Genomic DNA, 19,958 nt, shown 5'->3' on the forward strand with positions numbered 1-19,958 from the left:
CATGGCCGAGCAGTACCACCACACACACATCGACGGACCGTTCGACCCCCTCGCCGCCGTCGCCCACCTCGTCGGCTCCGGACTGATCACCGAGTACGTCGTCTACGAGCACGACCGCCACTGGTACGTGGCGGGCAACCCGATCGGCGAGATACGCGTCGACGCCCACACCGTACGTACGCGCTTCACCGCACCCCGACTCCAGCACCAGCTCGCCTGGTCGGGCACACCCTGGGAGCCGATACGTTCCGCCCTCGACAGGACCCCCGTCGACGGCTGGAACGCCTACGGCTGGCTGTCGTTCGAACTCGCGAGCGGGAACCGGGCCGGGCAGGAGGAGGACCTGCTGGCCCATCTCATCGTGCCCGGCACGGAGTTGACCGTCACCGAGCACGGCGTCGAGGTCCGCACCGTCGACCCCGACCTGCCCGACCGCCTCCGCAAGACCCTGGCCGAGGCCCCGGCGTACGCGACACCACGGTCCCCGAAGCCCGTCGACGTCCACGCGCCCCACGGCCCGTACCACGGCCACGTCACCCACGCCGTGACCGAGATCGGCCGCGGCAGGCTCGACAAGGTCATCCTCTCGCGCACCGTCCCCGTGCCCTTCACCGTCGACATGCCCGCCACTTACGTGACCGGCCGCATCGCCAACACCCCCGCCCGCTCCTTCCTGCTCGACCTGGGCGGGACACAGGCCGCCGGCTTCAGCCCCGAGACCGTCATCGAGGCGTCCGGCGACGGCACCGCCGTCACCCAGCCGCTCGCCGGCACCCGCGCCCTGACCGGCGATCCGGACAGGGACGCCGCCCTGCGCGCGGAACTCCGCCGTGACCCCAAGGAGGTCTACGAGCACGCCACCTCCGTGCAGCTCGCGGTGGAGGAGCTGACCTCCGTGGGCGTCCCGCACAGCACCCACGTGGGCGAGTTCCTCACCGTCAAAGCGCGCGGCAGCGTCCAGCACCTCGCCTCCCGCGTCACCACCGACCTCGCCGAGGGCCGCACCGCCTGGGACGCACTCGGCGCGGTCTTCCCTCCGGTGACCGCGTCCGGCATCCCCAAACAGGCCGCGTACCAGCTGATCCACGAGCTGGAGGAGGAGCCGCGCGGACTCTACGCAGGCGCGGTGCTCCGCGCCGGCAGCGACGGATCCCTGGACGCGGCCCTGGTACTGCGCGCGGTCTACCAGCGCGGCGACCGGGCCTGGCTGCGCGCGGGCGCGGGCATCGTCGGGGCCTCCCGACCGGCCCGCGAGTACGAGGAGACCTGCGAGAAACTCCGCAGCGTCGCCCCCTACGTCGTCCCGCAGGAGGGCTGAGCATGCTGGACGGATTCACTCCGTGGCCGAAGGAGTTCGCCGACCGCTACCGCGAACGCGGTCACTGGAGCGGCCGTACGCTCGGCTCGCTGCTGCGGCAGCGCGCCGCGGCCACCCCCGAAGCGATCGCCGTCGTCGATGGCGACCGACGCTGGACGTACCGCGACCTCGATGAGCGCGCCGACCAGCTGGCGGCCGGACTGCACGGCCTCGGACTCGCACCCGGTGATCGCGTGCTCGTCCACCTGCCGAACATCGCGGAGTTCCTTGAGCTGTCCTTCGCCCTGTTCAGGCTCGGCGCCGTTCCCGTCATGGCGCTGCCCGCCCACCGCGAGGCGGAGATCGGACACCTGCTGGCCTTGTCCGGGGCGGTGGCGTACGTCATCCCCGACACCCACCTGGGCTTCGACCACCGCCCGCTGGCCCGCGCCGTAGGGCAGAAGGCGCCGGCCCTGCGTCATGTCCTGGTCGCCGGCGATCCTCAGGAGTTCACCGCCTTGGCATCGCTGTCAGCCGAGCCGCGCCCGCTGCCGGAGCCCGACCCGTCCGACGTGGCGCTGCTGCTCCTGTCCGGCGGCACGACCGGCGCGCCGAAACTCATCCCACGCACCCACGACGACTACCTCTACAACGCCGCCGCCAGCGCGGCCGTGACCGGCCTGTCCTCCGGCACCCGTTACCTGGCGGCGCTTCCGGTCGCCCACAACTTCCCCCTCGCCTGCCCCGGACTGCTCGGCACGCTCCACGCGGGCGGCACCGTCGTGATGTGCCCCCATCCGAGCCCGGACACGGCCTTCCCGCTGATCGCCCGCGAACGCGTTACGGTCACCGCCCTCGTGCCCTCCCTCGCCCTGTTGTGGCTGGAGGCGGCGGAGTGGGCCGATGACGATCTCGGCAGCCTGGAGCTACTGCAAGTCGGCGGCTCCCGGCTCAAGGCCGAGGCCGCCCGGCGGATCGGCCCCGAGCTGGGCTGCCGCCTCCAACAGGTGTTCGGCATGGCCGAGGGACTGCTCTGCTATACACGCCTCGACGATCCCGACGGCCTCGTCCTCGACACCCAGGGCCGCCCGCTGTCCGAGGACGACGAGCTCCGCATCGTCGACACCGGATACCACGAGGTACCGGACGGCGAGGTGGGCGAGCTGCTGGTCCGCGGCCCGTACACACTGCGCGGCTACTACCGCGCCGACGACCACAACGCCAGGGCCTTCACCGAGGACGGCTTCTACCGCAGCGGCGATCTCGTACGGCGCCTGCCGAGCGGGCACCTCGTCGTGGAGGGCCGCATCAAGGACGTCATCAACCGCGGCGGGGAGAAGGTCCCGGTCGAGGAGGTGGAGAACCATCTGCTCGCTCATCCGGCCGTCCTCGACGTGGCCCTGGTCGGGCTGCCGGACACGCGGCTGGGGGAGCGCTCCTGCGCCTGCGTCGTCCCCCGCGGCACGCCGCCCAGCCGCGCCGGCCTGATCGCCCATCTCGGGGAACGCGGCCTCGCCGCCTTCAAACTCCCCGATGAAGTCCGGGTGTTGGCGTCTTTCCCGCGCACGGCCCTCGGCAAGGTAGACAAGGCCGCTCTCATCCGGCAGGTGAGCACATGAGTTCCCTGCGCACTGTGGTGGACCTTGCGGCGAGCTCCCAGCGAGTCCGTCGGCAACTCAGGCAGGCCGCAACACTCGGACTGTTGAGCGGGGTGAGCGCCGTCGCGGGCTTCGTCTGTGTGGCGTACGCCGTCGGGCGACTCCTCGCCGACGACCCGTCGGGGGCCGTCGTCACCCGCTGGACGCTGGGTGCGCTCGCCGGCCTGCTCGGCGGCTTCGGCGCGCGCTGGTTCGCCGAGCACATCGCCCACGAGGCGAGTTACGAGCTGGAGGTCGTGCTGCGCCGCCGGCTCGCCGACAGCCTGGCGCGCATGCCGCTGGGCGAGGTGCAGCGGCTCGGCGCCGGACGGATCAAGAAGGTCGTCCAGGACGACGTGAAGTCCCTGCACAACGTGGTCGCCGACGCGCTGCCGTTCCTCGGCTCCGGCGTCGCCCAGCCCGTGGCCGCGCTCATCGCGCTGGGCGTGGTGCAGTGGCGGATGCTGCTCGCCGTGCTCCTGATCATCCCCGTCGCGTTCGCGGTCTTCTCACTGATGGCCCGCGACTACGGAACCCAGCGCGAGCGCTACAACACGGCGAACGAGAACGTGAACGCGGCCGTCGTCGAGTTCGTCCAGGGCATGCCGGTCGTGCGCACCTTCGACGACGGCCGGGCATCCTTCGGCCGCTTCTCCACCGCGGTCGAGGAGTTCACGGACGCCGTCGCCGCCTGGATGGCCACCACCCGCTCCTCGGGCCTGCTGCACCGGCTGTTCATCGTGCCGCTGCCCACCCTGCTGATCGTCGCCGCCACCGGCGTACCCATGCTCGACGCCGGGTGGATCTCCCTCACGGACCTGCTGCTCGCCCTCCTCGTCGGCACCATGCCCATCGAGGCGGTCTCTCCCCTGATGCACCTGACAAACCACATCAACGACGCCAAAGCGGGCGCCATCCGCGTGACGGAACTGCTGGACGCACCACCGCTCCCGGAACCCGACGACCCGCGCGAACCGCACGGCTGTGCCGTCCACTTCGAGTCGGTCACCTTCCGCTACCCCGGCCGCGAAGGCCGACGACCCGCTCTGGACGGCATCGACCTGCAGATCCCCGAGGGCACCGTGTGCGCCCTGGTCGGTGCCTCCGGCTCCGGCAAGTCCACGCTGGCCCGGCTGATCCCGCGCTTCCACGACGTCGACTCGGGCACGGTGCGCGTCGGCGGTGAGGACGTCCGGGACATCGCCACCGACGTCCTGTTGCGGCACGTCGCCCTCGTCTTCCAGGACCCGTTCCTCGTCACCGGCACCGTCGCCGAGAACATCCGGCTCGCCCGCCCCGACGCCACCGACGCGGAGGTCCGCGCCGCCGCCGAGGCCGCCGCCGCCCACGACTTCATCGTGCGCGAACTCCCCGACGGCTACGACACCCAGGTCGGCGAGCGTGGCGGTCTCCTCTCCGGCGGCCAGCGGCAGCGCATCACCATCGCCCGCGCGATCCTCTCCCGCGCCCCGATCGTCGTCCTCGACGAGGCCACGGCCTTCACCGACCCCGAGACCGAGGCCGCCATCCAACAGGCCGTCGCCCGCCTCACCCGGGGCCGCACCGTCCTCGTCATCGCCCACCGCCTGTCCACCATCACCGACGCCGACCAGATCGTCGTCCTCGACCAGGGCCGCATCGCCGAACGCGGCCGCCACGCCGAACTCGTCGCCGCGGCCGGCCACTACGCCCGCCTCTGGGCCGGCCACCAGCAGGCCGCCGCCTGGGGCATGACCGGCGGCCGCACCAGGGAGGTCAACCCGTGACGCGCATCCTGCGCCTGATGCTCACCGCGGCGGGCCCGTACGCCCGGCAGTTCCGCGCCACACTCCGCACGTCGCTGCTGGCGACCATGCTCCAGGCTGCCGCGTACGCCTGCTTCGTGCCCCTGCTCGCGGAACTGTGCCGCGACCCGGTGCGCACCGGCCGCGCCTGGACGTGGATCGGAGCACTGGCCATCCTCGTCGCCGCCGAAGGCGCGCTGCGCGTGCGCGAGATGGCGTTCACCTACGACTACTGGCACCTGGTGACGGGCTCCACCCGCATCCGTCTGGGCGCCGCCCTGCGGGCCATGCCGCAGCAGGAGCTGAACCGGCGCGCCGCGGGCGACCTCACCCAGGTCGTCGGCGGCAACGCGACGACGGCCGCCACCGCCGTCTCCTCGCTCGCCGCCCTGTTCGTCCAGCTGGTCACCGTCCCACTGGTACTCGGCGCGGTCGTGATCGCCCTGGACTGGCGGCTCGGTCTCGTGCTCGTCGTGGGCACGCTGGCCGCCATTCCCCTCGTACGCCAGGTGCAACGCCGCTCCGGCTCCGGGTTCCGTGAGGTGGACGAGGCCGACGGGGAAGCGGCCGCGCGCATCGTGGAGTACGTCCAGGGCCTGCCGGTGCTCAAGGCCACCGGCCAGGCGGGCGCCGACTCGCCACGCCTGCTGCCGGTACTGGACCGCCAGCACGAGACCCAGGCCGCCACCAACAATTCCGCCGCCCTGCCCGTTGCCGGGGCCCAGCTCCTGGTCCAGCTGGCCCTCGTGGGCCTGGTCGCCCTCGGCGGCGCCCTGGTCCTCGACGCGCGGCTCACCCCCGCGACCCTGCTCGCCGTCACCGTCGCCGCTGCCCGTTTCGCCGAGCCGCTGAGCCTGGCCGCCGTCATGACCAAGCTCTTCGAACTGTCGGAGGCGGCACTCGCCCGTATCGACGACGTGCTCGCGGTGCGCCCGCTGCCGGTGGCCGAGGGCGGCCGCCCGCCGACGTCCTTCGACATCAACTTCGAGCACGTCACGTTCGGCTACGACGGGCAGCACGAACCCACCCTGAAGGACGTCGACTTCACCATCCCCGAGCGCAGTCTGACCGCCCTGGTCGGCCCCTCGGGCTCCGGCAAGACGACCGTGACCCGACTCATCAGCCGCTACGCTCATCCGCAGCTCGGCACGGTCAGCATCGGCGGTGTCGATCTGGCCGGTCTCTCACCGGACGAGGTCCTGCGCCATATCGCCGTCGTCTTCCAGGACGTCTACCTCTTCGACGACACGATCCGCGCCAACATCGCCCTCGGCCGACCGGACGCCACCGACGCCGACATCGAGGACGCGGCCCGCGCGGCGGGCATCCACGACTTCGTCGACACGCTGCCTGAGCGCTACCACACCCGCGTCGGAGAGATCGGCTCCGCCCTCTCGGGCGGCGAACGCCAGCGCATCTCCATCGCCCGCGCCTTTCTGAAAGACGCCCCGATCGTGCTTCTCGACGAGCCCACGGCGGCGCTGGACAGCACGTCCGAGACGGTGGTCCAGCAGGCGGTCGACCGCTTGGTGGCCGGCAAGACGGTGGTCGTCATCGCGCACCGGCTGTCCACCGTGGTGGGCGCCGACCAGATCCTGGTCGTGGAGGACGGCCGTATCATCCAGCGCGGCACCCACACCGACCTGCTCACGGAGTCCGACGGCCGGTACGTTCGCATGTGGGCGGCCCAGTCGGCCGCGCGCGAGTGGCAGATCCCGGGCGGCGCGCACGTGCTCTGACACCTGGGTCGCTCGCGCAGGCCGGAACGGCACAGAGACGGTCACTCAATGGCAACGGCGGCGGGTCCCTCCGAGTGAGGGCCACCGGCCGTTTCTATGTCGTGGTCGATCATCCGAGTGCCGCCGCTGCTTGTCAGGGCACGGTCGTCTCGGAAGTGGCGGTGGCCGGTGTGTCGCGCAGGCCGAGGCGCAGATGCTCGACGTGGTCGAGCGCCTGATCGAGCAGCTCGGCGACATGGCTGTCGTACAGCGCGTAGATCACCGAACAGCCGCGGCGCTCCCCGGTGACCGGGCCGAGGTTGCGCAGCAGGCGCAGCTGGTGGGAGCAGGCGGACTGTTCCATGCCGACAGCGTCGGCGAGTTCGGTCGCCGCGCACGGGCCCTCCTGGAGGCGGGCCAGGATCCGCAGCCGGGAGGGGGTCGCAAGGGCCTGGAGCGTGGCGGCCACGTCGGCGGCGCCCACGGCGTCGCGGGCCACGAGGGCTCGACCGTCATCGTCGGCCTCAACGGACTGCGCCTGCTGCGCGACGCGGCCTGGAAGCGGGCCGCGTCGCAGGATGCCGGGTGAGCCGTTGCAGGATCAAAGCCTCGACGGCGGGGGACGTTTGATGAAAAGGCCCGCGCTGGCAGCTGTCCGCGGGGCGGAATGCTGCTACCGGCTCGAGTAGGGCAGCAGGGCCATCTCCCGTGCATTCTTGATCGTTGCGGCGATCTGCCGCTGCTGCTGGGCGGTGACGCGGGTGACGCGGCGGCTGCGGATCCTGCCGCGATCGGAGATGAACTGCCGCAGCAGGTCCGTGTCCTTGTAGTCGATGGAGGTGATTCCGGCTGTGTCGAGCGGGTTGGGGCGGGCTTTGAGGGGCTTACGGGGGTCGGTGCGGCGGGCCATGAGAACTTCCTCGCGTGGTGGGTTGCGGGACGGGCTGATCGGCAGCCAGGTCTAGGAAACGGGGTCGAGGAGGGAGTCGAAGGCGGCCGGCAGGTGCTTCCATGCCTCGGGGCCAGCCGCGTACTCGGCATCGGTGAGCAGGCACGACTCGAGGAGCTGTTCCAGGCCGTCCCGGTCGAGGCTGGGGGAAGTGAAGACCAGGTGCTGGCAGCGGTCGCCGTGCTCGGGGTGCCAGTCCAGTGCGGCAGCGGCTCGGCGCATCGGGGGCACCATCTCACAGGCGGCGTCCGGCAGTGACGCCAGCCAGGGGCCGGCGCTCTCCACGCACAGCGCGCCACCTGCGCAGTCCCAGGCGAGCAGGGTGTCCGGGCGGTCGGCGGGCCAGAAGCGGCCGCGGCTGCGGGCAGCTGCACAGCAGAGGTCTTCCAGCGCCTGGTAGAGGTGTTCGGGGTGGAAGGGACGGTGGCGCCGCCAGACGAGGGTGGCGACTCCGGCTTCGTCGGCCGCCTCCTGGGGGAGCAGGGCGCAGGCCGGGTGCTGGGCGGCCGCTGCCGATTCCACGTCGAAGCCGGCGAAGGCCAACTGGCCTAGTTCACCGGATCCGGCGGGCACCTGGCGTGCGGTCGGATGCAGCTGAGTGAGCAGGGCGCGGTCCTCGTCATCGACGTGTTCGCTCTCGACGGGCGCGAGCACCGGCGCGTACTCCAACTGCCGGGCCCAGGTGTCTGCGACGGTGCGCTGGTCGGTGGCGGCCGCCGCAAGGCCCACCTCCGCCAGGTCGTCACCGTTCGCCAGGCAGGGCAGCACGAGGGCGGGGCCGACGGCGGTCATCACGCCGTGGGCGGCGGCCCCGAAGGACGGTTTCCACGTGCTTCGGCACACCTACGCCTCGATCATGTTGGAAGCCGGAGAGTCCGTCGTGACCCTGGCCCGGTGGCTCGGACACTCCTCGCCGGCGATCACCCTCGGTTACTATGCTCACTTCATGCCGGAAGCCGGCAGCAAGGGGCGCGGCACCATCGACGGTCTGCTGGGGGAGCGGGGAGACCGGCTCGCCGGCCGAAACTCCCCGGATTCTCCCCAGCGCCGTTGACCGGCGATTCCCGCCTCTACGCCCCAGAGAAGTCGTCCGTGGATTGTAAGGCTGAAGAGATGGGTGGCCTGGGAAAGTGCTGGAAGAGGTCGTAGCGACCCGCTATGTCACGCCTTTGCGTGAGGGCGGCTCGCTTCCCGGGATCGTCGAGGCAGACGATCTCGGTACGTACGTCATGAAGTTCACCGGCGCCGGACAGGGGCGCAAGACCCTCGTCGCCGAGGTGATCTGCGGGCAGCTCGCCCGTCGCCTCGGGCTGCGGGTGCCGGAGCTGGTCACCATCCAGCTCGACCCGGTCATCGGGCTCTCCGAGCCCGACCAGGAGGTGCAGGAGCTGCTGAAGGCGAGCGGCGGCCTCAACCTCGGCATGGACTTCCTGCCCGGCTCCCTCGGCTTCGACCCGCTCGCCTACGAGGTGGATCCGAAGGAGGCCGGGAAGGTCGTCTGGTTCGACGCCGTGATCAACAACGTCGACCGCTCCTGGCGCAACCCCAACATGCTCGTCTGGCACGGCGACCTGTGGCTCATCGACCACGGCGCCACCATGATCTGGCACCACAACTGGCCGGGCGCGCAAGGCTCCGCCGCGAAGCCGTACGACGCCTCCGACCACGCCCTGGCGCGGTACGAGCCCGACGTCGCCGCCGCGGCCGTCGAGCTCGCCCCGCTCGTCACCGAGGAGCTGCTCACCGAGGTCGCCGCCGAGGTGCCCGACGAGTGGCTGGTCGACGAGCCCGGATTCGAGACCACCGACGCGCTGCGCCGCGCCTATGTGGCGGCCCTGCTGCCGCGCGCCGCGAGCATCCACGAGCGGATCACCCTCGGCCCGCGCACCGAGCGCCGGCCCGCACAGCCCCCCGGCTGGCTGGCCGAACGCCTCGCGCCCCGGCCGCACGCCATCGAGAAGGACAGCACCACGTGACCGACCGCGATGTCTTCGAGTACGCGCTGCTGCGCGTCGTGCCCCGCGTCGAGCGCGGCGAGTGCTTCAACGCCGGCGTGGTCGTCTACTGCCGGGCGCGCTCCTTCGTCGCCGCGCGCACCCATCTGGACGAGCGCAAGCTGGCCGCGCTCGACCCGGCCGCCGACGTCACCGGCGTACGGGCCGCGCTGCACGCGGTCGAGGGGGTCTGCCTGGGCGGTGAGGACGCGGGTCAGGCGGCCGGTGACGACGCCGGGCGGCGCTTTCGCTGGCTGATCGCGCCCCGCTCGACGGTGGTCCAGCCGGGGCCCGTGCACACCGGCCTGACGGCCGATCCCGAGGCCGAGGTGGAACGGCTGCTCGACCTGCTGGTGCGCTAGGGGATGTCTCGCCGATCATGCCGGCTCGCCGAGACGCCCCCCCCAGGGCCCGTCCTGGTGACACCCGAGTGATCGGGTGCACCCGGTGGGCCGTTGACACCGGGTGCCAGGGCTTCTAGCGTCTCGTCTGCGGACGATACTAAGCGGTCGCTCATGTGCGGGACAGCGAGCCGGCCGCGGGTACGGATCGTATCCAGGGATGATCCAAGGGCGAGGAGAACCAAGCATGTCCACCACCGAGCAGCGCGTAGCCGTCGTCACGGGTGCCGCACGGGGCATCGGAGCCGCCACCGCGATCCGGCTCGCGGCCGAGGGCCGCGCCGTCGCCGTACTCGACCTCGACGAGGCGGCCTGCAAGGACACCGTCGAGAAGATCACCGCCGCGGGCGGCACCGCGCTCGCCGTCGGCTGCGACGTCTCCGACAGCGCCCAGGTGGAGGCCGCGGTCGCGCGGGTCGCCGCCGAGCTCGGCGCGCCGACCATCCTCGTCAACAACGCCGGCGTGCTCCGCGACAACCTGCTCTTCAAGATGTCCGAGTCGGACTGGGACATCGTGATGAACGTGCACCTCAAGGGCGCGTTCCTGATGGCCAAGGCCTGCCAGAAGCACATGGTGGACGCGGGCTTCGGGCGGATCGTCTCGCTCTCCTCCTCCTCGGCCCTCGGCAACCGCGGCCAGGCCAACTACTCCGCCGTGAAGGCCGGCTTGCAGGGCCTCACCAAGACCCTCGCCAAGGAGCTCGGCAAGTTCGGCATCACCGCCAACGCCGTCGCCCCCGGCTTCATCGTCACCGAGATGACCGCGCAGACCGCCGAGCGGGTCGGCATGGGCTTCGAGGAGTTCCAGGCCGCGGCCGCCTCCATGATCCCGGTCCAGCGGGTGGGCCGCCCCGAGGACGTCGCGAACGCCATCGCCTTCTTCGCCGGCGACGACGCCGGCTTCGTCTCGGGCCAGGTCATGTACGTGGCCGGCGGCCCGCTCAACTGACACGACGGCGCGGGAGGAGTACGGACATGAGCACGAACGAGCAGCCCGAGCTGTCGGGCAAGGTCGCCCTGGTCACCGGCGCCAGCCGAGGCATCGGCTACGGCGTCGCCGAGGCCCTGGTCGCCCGCGGCGACCGGGTCTGCATCACCGGGCGGGGCGAGGAGGCCCTCAAGGAGGCCGTGGAGCGGCTCGGCGCCGACCGGGTCATCGCGGTGCCCGGCAAGGCCCACGACGAGGCCCACCAGGCCGCCGCGGTCGAGGCCACCATGGAGGCCTTCGGCCGGGTCGACTTCCTGGTGAACAACGCGGGGACCAATCCGGTCTTCGGCCCGATCGCCGAGCTCGACCTGGGCGTTGCCCGCAAGGTCTTCGAGACCAATGTGGTCTCGGCCCTCGGTTTCGCCCAGCAGACTTACCGAGCGTGGCAGAAGGAACACGGAGGGGCGATCGTGAACATCGCCTCGGTCGCCGGAATCTCCGCGTCGCCGTTCATCGGCGCGTACGGAATGAGCAAGGCGGCCATGATCAACCTCACCCTCCAGCTGGCGCACGAATTCGCACCGCTGGTCCGGGTCAACGCCATCGCCCCGGCCGTCGTGAAGACGAAATTCGCCGCGGCGCTGTACGAGGGCCGGGAGGCCGAGGCGGCCGCCCCGTACCCGCTGGGACGGCTCGGCGAGCCGCGGGACATCGGCGGCGCGGCCGCCTTCCTCACCTCGGAGCAGTCGGACTGGATCACCGGCCAGACCCTGGTGGTCGACGGCGGGATTTTCCTGAACGCCGGTGTCGGGTGACCGGTATCCGGACACTTTCCGGAATTCCTGACCGGTTTGGCCCCGATTAGGCAATGAATGACTCAAGTGCCCCGCCAGGGCGACACATTGACCTGGCGGGGCGCTGCGGTATCGTCGGCCGACCCCAGGCTGAACGAGGAGCGTGCACGTGTTCAACCGGACCAGTCTGCAGGCCGCTGCAGCCCTTGCGTCCATATCCCTCCTGTCCGGATGCAGTGTGTTTTCGGACGGTGAATCCGCAGGGGATCAGAGAATCGTCGTCGGTACGACGAGTTCTCCGTCCACGCTTGATCCGGCTGCCGCCTGGGACAATTCCTGGGAGCTCTTCCGGAATGTCTTCCAGACCCTCGTCAGTTTCCCGACCGGCAGCACGACCCCGCAGCCGGACGCGGCGGACTGCAAGTTCAAGGACGGCTCGTCGAGCCGGGTCTTCGAGTGCACTCTGAAGGACGGACTCGCGTTCTCCAACGGTCACCGGCTCGACGCGAAGGCCGTCCAGTACTCGATCGAGCGGATCCGCACCATCGACGCCGAGGGTGGCCCCAACGGCATGCTCGGCTCGCTCGACAAGGTCGAGGCCGTCGACGACCGCACCGTGGTCTTCCGCCTCAACCGGCCGGACGCGACCTTCCCCTTCATCCTCGCCACACCGGCCATGTCCCTCGTGGACCCGGCCGAGTACCCGGCGGACAAGCTCCGCGAGGACGGCAAGCTCGTCGGCTCCGGCCCGTACGTCCTCGACTCCTACGCGGAGGGCGAGAAGGCCGAGCTGACCCGCAACCCCAACTACAAGGGGTTCGCGGACCGCAAGAACGGCGGCGTGACCATCCGGTACTTCAAGGAGTCCGAGCCGATGGTCGCGGCCCTGAAGAACAAGGAGATCGACGCCACCTACCGCGGTCTGACCGCCGAGGAGGTCGTCGACCTGCAGGCCGACAAGCCCGAGAACAAGGGGCTCCAGCTCGTCGAGTCCACCGGCGCCGACATCCGCTACCTGGTCTTCAACACCCGCGACGAGTCCGTCGCCAAGCTGCCCGTCCGCAAGGCCATCGCGCAGATCGTCGACCGGGACGCGCTGGTCAACAAGGTCTACCAGGGCACCGCCGAGCCGCTGTACTCGATGGTCCCCAAGGGCATCGCGGGCCACACCACCAAGTTCTACGACCGCTACGGCTCGCCCAACGCCGCCAAGGCCAAGTCGATCCTGCGGTCCGCCGGCATCACCGAGCCGGTCGCCCTGACCTTCTGGTACACCACCGACCGGTACGGCTCCTCGACGGCGGCCGAGTTCGCCGAGCTCAAGCGGCAGCTGGAGGAGGACGGCCTGTTCAAGGTCACCGTCCAGGGCAAGCCGTGGAAGGAGTTCCAGGCGGGCTACCAGAAGGGCCAGTACCCGGTCTTCGGCCGCGGCTGGTTCCCCGACTTCCCGGACCCGGACAACTTCGTCGCCCCCTTCGTGGGCAAGGAGAACGTCCTCGGCACCCCGTACGTCAGCCCCCGCATCACCAACGAGCTGCTGCCCAAGGCGCGCCGCGAGAGCGACCGCGGGGCCGTCACGGACGAGTTCGTGGAGGCGCAGGAGATCATGGTGCAGGACGTCCGGCTGCTGCCGCTGTGGCAGGGCAAGCTCTACATCGCCGCCAGCGAGGACATCGGCGGCGGCGAGCGGGCCCTCGACCCGCAGACCGTCATGCAGATGTGGGAGCTCAGCCGCCGCACCAGCTGGTGATCCCGGGCGGGACGCGGGCGGCGGACGGCGTTGTCAGTGCTCCCCGGTAGGTTCTTCGGAGAAGAACGAAGCACCCACCGGAGGTTGTTGACGTGACCGACACCGACATGCTGCCCGAGTCCTGGCGCGGCGTCCTCGGCGAAGAGCTGCAGAAGCCCTACTTCAAGCAGCTCACCGAGTTCGTCGAGGAGGAGCGGGCGGGCGGGCCGGTCTACCCGCCGCGCGAGGAGGTCTTCGCCGCCCTCGCCGCGACCCCGTTCGACAAGGTGAAGGTCCTGGTCCTCGGCCAGGACCCCTACCACGGCGAGGGCCAGGGCCACGGACTGTGCTTCTCCGTCCGGCCCGGCGTGAAGACCCCGCCCTCGCTGCGCAACATCTACAAGGAGATGCAGGCCGAGCTCGGGCACCCGATCCCCGACAACGGCTATCTCATGCCGTGGGCGGAGCAGGGCGTGCTGCTGCTCAACGCGGTGCTCACGGTCCGGGCCGGCGAGGCGAACTCGCACAAGGGCCGGGGCTGGGAGAAGTTCACCGACGCGGTGATCACGGCGGTGGCCGCCCGGCCCGACCCGGCGGTCTTCGTCCTGTGGGGGAACTACGCGCAGAAGAAGCTGCCGCTCATCGACGAGGAGCGGCACGTCGTGGTGAAGGGCGCGCACCCCTCGCCGCTGTCGGCGAAGAAGTTCTTCGGCTCCCACCCCTTCACCCAGATCGACCGGGCCGTCGCCGCCCAGGGGCACGAGCCGATCGACTGGCGCATCCCGGACCTCGGCTGAGCCTCGGCCGGATCCGGCGCGGCTGCGGCTAGCGTCGGATCCGGCCGGTTTCCGTACCGAGGGCCGGAGCGACAGCGCGTGGAGGTCGAGTGACCGGGCAGCAGGTGTCGGACGACGGCGTCATGACCAGGATCGGGCAGGCGATGATGCTGCTGCACGGCGGCGACCGGGAAGAGGCGCGCAACCGCTTCGGCGCGATCTGGGACCAGCTGGGCCCGGACGGGGACCCGCTGCACCGCTGCACGCTCGCCCACTACATGGCGGACGCGCAGGACGACCCCGACACCGAGCTCGCCTGGGACCTGCGGGCCCTGACGGCCGCCGAGGGGCTCGACGAGGACCGGCTGGCCCTCCACGACTCGGCGGTGGCGCTGCGCGCCCTGTACCCCTCGCTCCACCTCAACCTGGCCGCCGACTACGTGAAGCTGGCCCGCCCGGACGCGGCCCGGATCCATCTGGACCGGGCCCGCGCCGCCTCCGTGGTCCTGGACGACGACGGGTACGGCAACGGGGTGCGGGCCGCGATCGAGCGCCTGGAGGTGCGGCTGCGGGCTCAGCCGTAGCTGCGGCAGATCCGTGCCTGGTCGCTGTCCCGGCTCCAGCCGCCGTACCGAGCGCCCAGCTCGCAGACCTCGGCCCGGGTGCGGGGTGCCTTCGGCAGCGCGGGCAGCTCGGCGGCCGGGTGGCGGTGCTGTCGCTTCGGTACGGCGGAGGGGCGCGGTTTCCCGGTACGGCGCGGCCGCGCGGCGCCGGGCCCGCCGGTCTCGTGCCGTTCCCCGGCCGAGCGCTCCACCGCCGAGCGCTCCACGGCCGACCCGGCCTCGGTCGCCGGGGGATCGGGCATCGCCGACTCCAGGGCCTCGCGGGCGGGGCCCTGGACGATCTGCGGCGCGACGTCCTGACCGGACCGCCCGACCGCCTGGCTCGGGAGCGGCGCGGGCGCGGTGGGAGGCGGCTGCACCGCGACGCAGCCCGAGAGGGCGGCCATCGCCACGCCGGCCAGGATCCTCAACTTGGTTCTGGTTGCATGCACCCGCGCAACTCTGCTGGTCGCGGGCGGTGCCGCGCGTCCCTACTCGCGGGGAATGCCCCGCACGAGTGATCACCCCGGCGCGGGCTGACCGGCTCGGCCACGGCGGTGGCCGGTCGCCGGTGGCCGGCCGCCGGTCGCAGCGGAGTGCGGCCACGTGACGCGGCGGTGGCCGGTCGCCGGTCGCTCAGTCGCCGGTGGCGCCGTCGATCCGCTCCCGGATGAGGTCCGCGTGGCCGTTGTGGCGGGCGTACTCCTCGATCATGTGGAGGTAGATCCAGCGCAGGTTGAAGGTCTCCCCGCTGCGGTGTTTTCCGACGCCGACGTCGTCGAGTCCGCGGCCGGCGGCGTTGGCCCGGGCCCGGGCGATCTCGCCCTGCCAGGTGGCGTACGCCTCCTCCCACGTGTCCGTCTCCCCGACGTGGATGTCGCCGTCGTGGTCCTCCTTGGTGCTGTAGATCCAGTCCGCCTCCTCGCCCGCGAGGACGCGCCGGAACCAGCCGCGCTCGACCTCCGCCATATGGCGGACCAGACCCATGAGGTTGAGGTCCGAGGGCGGTGCGGAGGCGGTGCGCAGCTGGACGTCGTCGAGGCCCTCGCACTTCTGCGCGAGCGTCGCGCGGTGGAAGTCGAGCCACTCTTCCAGGGCCACGCGCTCGCCGGAGCGGGTGTCGGGGTCGATGCGCGGGGTGGTGTCGGTCTGTTCGGCAGTCATGCCCCGCATGGTGACCCATGATCGTCTTACGGGCCAGGGGTTTGTCGCCGGTTCGGTCCGCCGGTCCGTCCGTCCGACGGACCGACCGCCGTCCGACCGACCGCCGCCCGCCGACCACCGCCCGCCGCCGGGCTCCGACCGGCGCCGCGTAAGCTGACCGGCGCGAACGGCCCTTGGGGCACAGAGGCGGACCACGACAAGGAGACCCCGTGAAGGTTGGCTGCATCGGACTCGGCGACATCGCGCAGAAGGCCTATCTGCCCGTCCTGTCCGCCCTGCCCGGGGTCGAACTCCACCTCCAGACCCGCACGCTCGCCACTCTCGAACGGGTCGCCGACAGCTACCACCTGCCCGCCGCGCGCCGCCACACGGACCTCGACTCGCTGCTCTCCGCCGGTCTCGACGCCGCCTTCGTGCACGCGTCGACCGCCGCGCACCCCGAGATCACCACCCGGCTCCTCGAGGCCGGCGTGCCGACCTACGTCGACAAGCCGCTCGCCTACGAGTACGCCGACTCCGAGCGACTCGTGGAACTGGCGGAGAAGCGGGCGGTCAGCCTCGCCGTCGGCTTCAACCGCAGGCTGGCCCCCTCCTACGCCCAGTGCCTCGACCACCCGCGCGATCTGATCCTCATGCAGAAGAACCGGATCGGCCTGCCCGAGGACCCGCGCACCTTCGTGCTCGACGACTTCATCCACGTCGTCGACACCCTGCGCTTCCTGCTGCCCGGCGAGGTCGACCACGTCGACGTGCGCGCCCGGATCCGCGAGGGGCTCATGCACCACGTGGTGCTCCAGCTCTCCGGCGACGGCTTCACCGCCATCGGCATGATGAACCGGCTGAACGGCTCCACCGAGGAGATCCTGGAGGTGTCGGGACAGGACACCAAGCGCCAGGTCCTCAACCTCGCCGAGATCGTCGACCACAAGGGCCAGCCGACCGTCCGGCGACGCGGCGACTGGGTGCCGGTGGCCCGTCAGCGCGGCATCGAGCAGGCGGCCTCGGCCTTCCTCGACGCCGTACGGGACGGGCGGCTGCTCAGCGCACGGGACGCCCTGGCGACCCACGAACTGTGCGAGCGCGTGGTACGCGAGGCGCTGCCCCAGTCCGCCTGAACGTCCCCGTGCCCTCGGCCGCGCACAGCGCGCCCACCACGAGCAGCGCCGCGTAGACCGGCCAGTCGCCGAGGCGGACGTACGCCGTGGTGGACTGCGAGAGCGGCAGCTCGTACACCGTGGCCGCGCTGCTGCCGGTGGACAGGGTGGCGCCGGTGCGCCGCCCGTCGGGACCGTACGCGGCGCTGATCCCGGTCAGTGTCGCGTGCACCACCGGGCGCCCCGACTCCGCCGCCCGCAGAGCTCCCAGCGAGGCGTGCTGGGCCGGGGCCCAGCTGTCCTGGAAGGTGGAGGTGGCCGACTGGGCCACCACCAGCTCGGCGCCGTCCCGGGCGAGCCGACGGGTCATGTCGGGGAAGGCCGACTCGAAGCAGACCAGCGTCCCGAGCCGCACGCCGGGCGGGCCGCCCTCGGCCGGGGCGGGCAGCGTCATCACGACCGGAGTCGTGCCCCGGCGCCGGTCCTCGCCGGCCGCCTTGCCGACGGAGGTGACCCAGCCGAGCACGACCCGTGCGGGCACGTACTCGCCGAACGGCACGAGCCGCATCTTGTCGTAGCGGTCGCCGGTGGGACCGTCCCGGCCGACCAGGATCGCGCTCTTGAAGATGCCGGGGCGGTCGGAGCGGCGCGCGTCCACGTTGACGAGCACCGGCGCGTCCACCGCGCGCGCGAGGGCCGTGAGCCGCTTCGCGAGCTCCGGCCGGGCCCGCAGGTCCGCGCCGACGCTGCTCTCGCCCCAGACCACCAGGTCGAGCCGCTGCCCGGCGAGCGCCCTGGTCAGCTCCTCGCCCCGGGCGAACCGCCGGTCGGCGCCGCCCGGCCCGTCGAGGACACCGGGCTGGACGACCGCGACCCGTACCGTGCCGGTGATCGGGGGCGGCGCGGTGCCCCACCAGACCAGGCCGAGCGTCAGGGCGCAGCCGACCAGGCCCGCCACCGCGGCACGGCGCAGCGGCGGCGCCGCCACGAGCAGCGCGGCGGCCGTGTTCACCGCCACCACCAGCAGGCTCACCAGCCAGACCCCGCCGACCGAGGCGAGCCGCAGCGCGGGCGGCACCTGCCACTGGCTCGCCCCGAGCAGCCCCCACGGGCCGCCCAGGCCCTCCCAGGAGCGGACCAGCTCGATCAGCAGCCAGCCGGAGGGGACCACGAACAGCGCGGCGGCCGCCCGCCACCGGGACGGCTCGCCGCCGAGCATCGCCCGCACCAGCCAGCCCCACGGCAGCCACAACAGGCCGAGCAGCGCGGCGAGGACGAGAAGGAAGACGTGCAAGCTTGGCAGCAGCCAGTGGTGCACGGCCAGCATGAAGCCGATGCCGCCGAACCAGCCGTCCAGGCCTGCCCGGCGTGCGCTCGGCGCCGTACGGATCAGCAGCAGCCAGGGGACGAGGGCGACGTACGCGAGCCACCACAGGCCGGGTGCCGGGAAGGCGAGCGCGGGCAGCGCGCCGAGGGGCACGGCGAGCGCGGAGCGGCCGAGACCGGCCCGGGCCGGACGCCCTGCGAGCGGATTGCGCATGCCGTGCCTCCAGCTGTCGCCTCCAGTGTGCGCGCGGCGGGGCCGGCGCTCCTCGCATGCGGCGCCCGAGGGCGTGTCCGGCGGATCACGGCTCGCCCTCGGAGACCCCCCTGGCTAGGGCGTGTCCATCCGGCGCCACTTCTCCTCGACGACGACCGAGCCCAGGAGCCAGCCGAAGTCCGCGCGGCGCAGGGTGAAGGTGTAGCGGCCGCCGCACACGAAGTCCCCGCCCGACTCGAACCGCATCGGGTTCACGTAGTCGGCGCGCACGGTCGCGGCGTCGCCGGGGTAGCCCCCGAGGTCCTGGATGCGCACCCGCCGGTTGACGATCAGGTGCTGGCGTACGGGGAACAGCAGCATCGTCTCCGCGAGCCAGTCGGCGACCTCGGCGGCCGGGCCCTCGATGCCGCCGGAGCCGCGGTAGTCGGCGCGGCCGTCCGGCGTGAACAGCGCGCGGTACGCGGTCCAGTCGGAGTCGTCCACGGCCGCCGCGTAGCCGGTGATCAGGTCGTCGATGGCCAGCCGGTCCATCACGGTCGCGAGATCCACGCGCTGCGTCATCGGATCAGTCTCCGGCAGAGCGGGCCGGGGGCCAAGAGGCGTGCGGGCGGCGCGTCGTGCTTCCTGTGCCCCGGACCTCAGGAAGCCGGAAGCCGGGATCAGCCGGCGGACTCGCCGGCGTGCGGGCTGAGGACGTCCGTGCCGACCAGGATGAAGAGCAGGATGCCGAGGGCGATCCGGTAGATCACGAAGGGCATGAAGCTCTTGGTGGTGATGAACTTCATGAACCAGGCGATCACCGCGTAGCCCACGCCGAAGGCGATGATCGTGGCGAAGATCGTCGGGCCCCAGGACACATGGCCCCCGTCGCCGGCGTCCTTCAGCTCGAACGCGCCGGAGGCGAGCACCGCCGGGATGGCGAGCAGGAAGGAGTAGCGGGCGGCGGCCTCGCGGGTGTAGCCCATGAGCAGTCCGCCGGAGATGGTGGCGCCGGAGCGTGAGACGCCCGGGATCAGGGCCATCGCCTGGCAGACGCCGTAGATCAGGCCGTCGCGCACGCCGAGGTCCTTGAGCGTCTTGCGCTCGCGGATCGCGCGGTGCCGGCCGCCGATCTCGTCGCGGGCGGCGAGCCGGTCGGCGATGCCGAGCACGATGCCCATCACGATGAGGGTGGTGGCGATCAGCCGCAGATCGCGGAACGGGCCCTCGATCTGGTCCTTGAGCGTGATGCCGAGGACACCGATCGGGATCGAGCCGACGATGACCAGCCAGCCCATCTGGGCGTCGTGGTCGGAGCGCATCGCCTTGTCGAAGAGCGAGCGGAACCAGGCGGAGACGATCCGCGCGATGTCCTTGCGGAAGTAGATGAGGACCGCCGTCTCGGTGCCGATCTGGGTGATGGCGGTGAAGGCGGCGCCGGGGTCCTCCCAGCCGGCGAAAGCGGCGGTCAGCCGCAGATGCGCGCTGGAGGAGATGGGAAGGAACTCCGTCAGCCCCTGGACGAGTCCGAGGATGAATGATTCGAACCAACTCATGGAGCCTGGGCCGTCC

Annotated in this window: 19 protein-coding genes and 2 pseudogenes; 13 read left to right on the forward strand and 8 right to left on the reverse strand. The window is 71.8% G+C overall.

Going from position 1 to position 19,958, the window contains the following annotated elements; genetic code table 11:
- Position 1 precedes the first annotated feature (1 nt).
- From ACIGEZ_RS20245 to ACIGEZ_RS20260, 4 genes are all read left to right on the forward strand, one after another.
- Complete coding sequence (locus ACIGEZ_RS20245) at positions 2–1,318, forward strand: salicylate synthase (protein WP_399832898.1); 1,317 nt, start codon at positions 2–4, stop codon at positions 1,316–1,318.
- Between the two features lie 2 nt (positions 1,319–1,320).
- A complete protein-coding gene (locus ACIGEZ_RS20250; RefSeq protein WP_399832900.1) occupies positions 1,321–2,916 on the forward strand; it encodes a (2,3-dihydroxybenzoyl)adenylate synthase in 1,596 nt (531 codons plus the stop codon).
- An 83-nt stretch (positions 2,917–2,999) separates the two neighbouring features.
- Positions 3,000–4,700: an ABC transporter ATP-binding protein gene (locus ACIGEZ_RS20255; protein ID WP_399832902.1), complete on the forward strand. Its 1,701-nt coding sequence runs from the start codon at positions 3,000–3,002 to the stop codon at positions 4,698–4,700.
- On the forward strand, positions 4,697–6,457 hold the full coding sequence (locus ACIGEZ_RS20260) for an ABC transporter ATP-binding protein (protein ID WP_399832904.1): 1,761 nt from the start codon (positions 4,697–4,699) through the stop codon (positions 6,455–6,457). Before ACIGEZ_RS20255 ends, ACIGEZ_RS20260 begins: the two co-directional genes overlap by 4 nt.
- Positions 6,458–6,590: 133 nt before the next feature.
- Here the strand turns inward: ACIGEZ_RS20260 and ACIGEZ_RS20265 are convergent, their stop codons facing one another.
- From ACIGEZ_RS20265 to ACIGEZ_RS20275, 3 genes and pseudogenes are all read right to left on the reverse strand, one after another.
- Positions 6,591–6,935, reverse strand: a complete 345-nt coding sequence (locus ACIGEZ_RS20265) for an ArsR/SmtB family transcription factor (protein WP_399832906.1) — start codon at positions 6,933–6,935, stop codon at positions 6,591–6,593.
- 174 nt (positions 6,936–7,109) lie between these two features.
- Positions 7,110–7,346: a 30S ribosomal protein S18 gene (gene rpsR, locus ACIGEZ_RS20270; protein WP_399832908.1), complete on the reverse strand. Its 237-nt coding sequence runs from the start codon at positions 7,344–7,346 to the stop codon at positions 7,110–7,112.
- Between the two features lie 51 nt (positions 7,347–7,397).
- Positions 7,398–8,183, reverse strand: a pseudogene (locus tag ACIGEZ_RS20275) (GTP-binding protein); the annotation flags it as partial.
- 1 nt (position 8,184) lies between these two features.
- Here ACIGEZ_RS20275 and ACIGEZ_RS20280 point away from each other — a divergent pair.
- From ACIGEZ_RS20280 to ACIGEZ_RS20315, 8 genes and pseudogenes are all read left to right on the forward strand, one after another.
- A pseudogene (locus tag ACIGEZ_RS20280) lies at positions 8,185–8,439 on the forward strand (tyrosine-type recombinase/integrase); the annotation flags it as partial.
- Between the two features lie 76 nt (positions 8,440–8,515).
- Entirely contained in the window at positions 8,516–9,361 is an 846-nt protein-coding gene (locus ACIGEZ_RS20285; protein ID WP_399832910.1) for a HipA family kinase, read from the forward strand.
- Positions 9,358–9,741 carry a DUF3037 domain-containing protein gene (locus ACIGEZ_RS20290; RefSeq protein WP_399832911.1) on the forward strand — a complete coding sequence of 128 codons (384 nt, stop codon included), beginning with the start codon at positions 9,358–9,360 and terminating at the stop codon, positions 9,739–9,741. The genes ACIGEZ_RS20285 and ACIGEZ_RS20290 overlap by 4 nt, the downstream gene beginning before the upstream one ends.
- 226 nt (positions 9,742–9,967) lie before the next feature.
- Complete coding sequence (gene fabG, locus ACIGEZ_RS20295; RefSeq protein WP_399832913.1) at positions 9,968–10,729, forward strand: 3-oxoacyl-ACP reductase FabG; 762 nt, start codon at positions 9,968–9,970, stop codon at positions 10,727–10,729.
- Positions 10,730–10,755: 26 nt separating this feature from the next.
- A complete protein-coding gene (locus ACIGEZ_RS20300; RefSeq protein ID WP_399832915.1) occupies positions 10,756–11,523 on the forward strand; it encodes an SDR family oxidoreductase in 768 nt (255 codons plus the stop codon).
- 148 nt (positions 11,524–11,671) lie between these two features.
- Complete coding sequence (locus ACIGEZ_RS20305) at positions 11,672–13,252, forward strand: ABC transporter substrate-binding protein (protein WP_399832917.1); 1,581 nt, start codon at positions 11,672–11,674, stop codon at positions 13,250–13,252.
- Between the two features lie 92 nt (positions 13,253–13,344).
- Positions 13,345–14,028, forward strand: coding sequence for a uracil-DNA glycosylase (gene ung / locus ACIGEZ_RS20310; protein WP_399832919.1), 684 nt, complete (start codon positions 13,345–13,347; stop codon positions 14,026–14,028).
- Between the two features lie 122 nt (positions 14,029–14,150).
- Positions 14,151–14,591 carry a hypothetical protein gene (locus ACIGEZ_RS20315; protein WP_399833245.1) on the forward strand — a complete coding sequence of 147 codons (441 nt, stop codon included), beginning with the start codon at positions 14,151–14,153 and terminating at the stop codon, positions 14,589–14,591.
- On the opposite strand, the gene ACIGEZ_RS20320 is transcribed toward ACIGEZ_RS20315, so the two are convergent.
- Both ACIGEZ_RS20320 and ACIGEZ_RS20325 read right to left on the reverse strand, forming a co-directional pair.
- A complete protein-coding gene (locus ACIGEZ_RS20320; RefSeq protein WP_399832921.1) occupies positions 14,582–15,061 on the reverse strand; it encodes a hypothetical protein in 480 nt (159 codons plus the stop codon). The genes ACIGEZ_RS20315 and ACIGEZ_RS20320 overlap by 10 nt on opposite strands.
- A 184-nt stretch (positions 15,062–15,245) precedes the next feature.
- A complete protein-coding gene (locus ACIGEZ_RS20325) occupies positions 15,246–15,782 on the reverse strand; it encodes a DinB family protein (protein WP_399832923.1) in 537 nt (178 codons plus the stop codon).
- Positions 15,783–15,982: 200 nt separating this feature from the next.
- Here ACIGEZ_RS20325 and ACIGEZ_RS20330 point away from each other — a divergent pair, with 200 nt between their 5' ends.
- The gene (locus ACIGEZ_RS20330; protein ID WP_399832925.1) at positions 15,983–16,888 is read left to right on the forward strand and encodes a Gfo/Idh/MocA family protein; all 906 of its coding nucleotides are present in this window, start codon (positions 15,983–15,985) and stop codon (positions 16,886–16,888) included.
- Here ACIGEZ_RS20330 and lnt read toward each other — a convergent pair.
- The 3 genes from lnt to ACIGEZ_RS20345 form a co-directional block, all read right to left on the reverse strand.
- Entirely contained in the window at positions 16,812–18,407 is a 1,596-nt protein-coding gene (gene lnt, locus ACIGEZ_RS20335) for an apolipoprotein N-acyltransferase (RefSeq protein ID WP_399832927.1), read from the reverse strand. The genes ACIGEZ_RS20330 and lnt overlap by 77 nt on opposite strands.
- Positions 18,408–18,521: 114 nt before the next feature.
- Positions 18,522–18,968, reverse strand: a complete 447-nt coding sequence (locus ACIGEZ_RS20340; protein ID WP_399832929.1) for a nuclear transport factor 2 family protein — start codon at positions 18,966–18,968, stop codon at positions 18,522–18,524.
- Between the two features lie 98 nt (positions 18,969–19,066).
- Positions 19,067–19,942, reverse strand: a complete 876-nt coding sequence (locus ACIGEZ_RS20345; RefSeq protein ID WP_399832931.1) for an undecaprenyl-diphosphate phosphatase — start codon at positions 19,940–19,942, stop codon at positions 19,067–19,069.
- Positions 19,943–19,958 lie beyond the last annotated feature (16 nt).

Source organism: Streptomyces sp. NPDC085481 (assembly GCF_044541845.1).
In the GTDB taxonomy this organism is placed as follows: Bacteria; Actinomycetota; Actinomycetes; order Streptomycetales; family Streptomycetaceae; genus Streptomyces.

Bases quoted from the DNA above. Each gene is read 5' to 3' on its own strand.
- fabG (WP_399832913.1), top strand. From the start codon at position 9,968: ATGTCCACCACCGAGCAGCGCGTAGCCGTCGTCACGGGTGCCGCACGG.
- ACIGEZ_RS20340 (WP_399832929.1), bottom strand. From the start codon at position 18,968: ATGACGCAGCGCGTGGATCTCGCGACCGTGATGGACCGGCTGGCCATC.
- ACIGEZ_RS20345 (WP_399832931.1), bottom strand. From the start codon at position 19,942: ATGAGTTGGTTCGAATCATTCATCCTCGGACTCGTCCAGGGGCTGACG.
- ACIGEZ_RS20250 (WP_399832900.1), top strand. From the start codon at position 1,321: ATGCTGGACGGATTCACTCCGTGGCCGAAGGAGTTCGCCGACCGCTAC.
- ACIGEZ_RS20325 (WP_399832923.1), bottom strand. From the start codon at position 15,782: ATGCGGGGCATGACTGCCGAACAGACCGACACCACCCCGCGCATCGAC.
- rpsR (WP_399832908.1), bottom strand. From the start codon at position 7,346: ATGGCCCGCCGCACCGACCCCCGTAAGCCCCTCAAAGCCCGCCCCAAC.
- ACIGEZ_RS20315 (WP_399833245.1), top strand. From the start codon at position 14,151: ATGACCAGGATCGGGCAGGCGATGATGCTGCTGCACGGCGGCGACCGG.
- ACIGEZ_RS20300 (WP_399832915.1), top strand. From the start codon at position 10,756: ATGAGCACGAACGAGCAGCCCGAGCTGTCGGGCAAGGTCGCCCTGGTC.
- ACIGEZ_RS20245 (WP_399832898.1), top strand. From the start codon at position 2: ATGGCCGAGCAGTACCACCACACACACATCGACGGACCGTTCGACCCC.
- lnt (WP_399832927.1), bottom strand. From the start codon at position 18,407: ATGCGCAATCCGCTCGCAGGGCGTCCGGCCCGGGCCGGTCTCGGCCGC.